General features: G+C 62.6%; 1 CRISPR repeat array.

Annotated features, from left to right (window positions below):
• The first annotated feature begins 3 nt into the window (after positions 1 to 3).
• Positions 4 to 1,262: a CRISPR direct-repeat array (repeat unit 37 nt; unit sequence GTTTCAATCCTCGCCCGACCCGAAGGCCGGGCGCAAT).
• Positions 1,263 to 1,266 lie beyond the last annotated feature (4 nt).

The following is a 1,266-nucleotide window of genomic DNA, read 5'->3' on the forward strand; positions in this document are numbered from 1 at the left end:
CTGGTTTCAATCCTCGCCCGACCCGAAGGCCGGGCGCAATATGCGGGGATGGCGGGCCATGGCACGGCAACCGTCGTTTCAATCCTCGCCCGACCCGAAGGCCGGGCGCAATAGGGGTTGGTTAGTCGGCATGGGATGCCTCGCTGCAGTTTCAATCCTCGCCCGACCCGAAGGCCGGGCGCAATGACGGCGTGTGCGCAAAGTGTGGAGGACGGAAGTGTTTCAATCCTCGCCCGACCCGAAGGCCGGGCGCAATCGGTGCGAACCCTGCGTTTTACCGAGGTGACGTTTGTTTCAATCCTCGCCCGACCCGAAGGCCGGGCGCAATCCTCTCCGGGAGGCGCGATTGATGCTGCTCTCCGTGTTTCAATCCTCGCCCGACCCGAAGGCCGGGCGCAATGCTTCCGCTTCCTGACTCACGGGATCGATCATCTCTCTGTTTCAATCCTCGCCCGACCCGAAGGCCGGGCGCAATGGGATTTCCGGGTGCCGAGCGTCACCGGATCGCAGTTTCAATCCTCGCCCGACCCGAAGGCCGGGCGCAATAGGTAGACATCGGCGCTCCCATGATGGCGCGAGTAGTTTCAATCCTCGCCCGACCCGAAGGCCGGGCGCAATTACCTCGCGGTTAAAATGGGGGCACCGGAGTGATGTTTCAATCCTCGCCCGACCCGAAGGCCGGGCGCAATTAGCGCGTGTCGAAACTCGTAACCTCGTCCAAGCTGGTTTCAATCCTCGCCCGACCCGAAGGCCGGGCGCAATGTCCAGGCCCTCGGCGGCTGGATCGAGTTGTGTGGTTTCAATCCTCGCCCGACCCGAAGGCCGGGCGCAATTATCCATACGCTACTCACTGAGATCGAGCGGAGGAGTTTCAATCCTCGCCCGACCCGAAGGCCGGGCGCAATCAGGGGTCGATAGGAGGGCCTGGTTGAACGATCCGTTTCAATCCTCGCCCGACCCGAAGGCCGGGCGCAATAGGGCCTGGACGACGCTGTGACACACGGGGTCGCTGTTTCAATCCTCGCCCGACCCGAAGGCCGGGCGCAATTTTTGAAGCAGCCCAGCAGGGCAAGCCCGGAAATGTTTCAATCCTCGCCCGACCCGAAGGCCGGGCGCAATCTCCATTACGTTCACAGGTAGACGTATCGCGCCGTGTTTCAATCCTCGCCCGACCCGAAGGCCGGGCGCAATGACCTGATTTACACCGAGGCGGAAAGAGGTGTAAGTTTCAATCCTCGCCCGACCCGAAGGCCGGGCGCAATGACG

The organism is Nitrospirota bacterium (assembly GCA_016180645.1).
Lineage (GTDB): Bacteria > JACPQY01 > JACPQY01 > JACPQY01 > JACPQY01 > JACPAV01.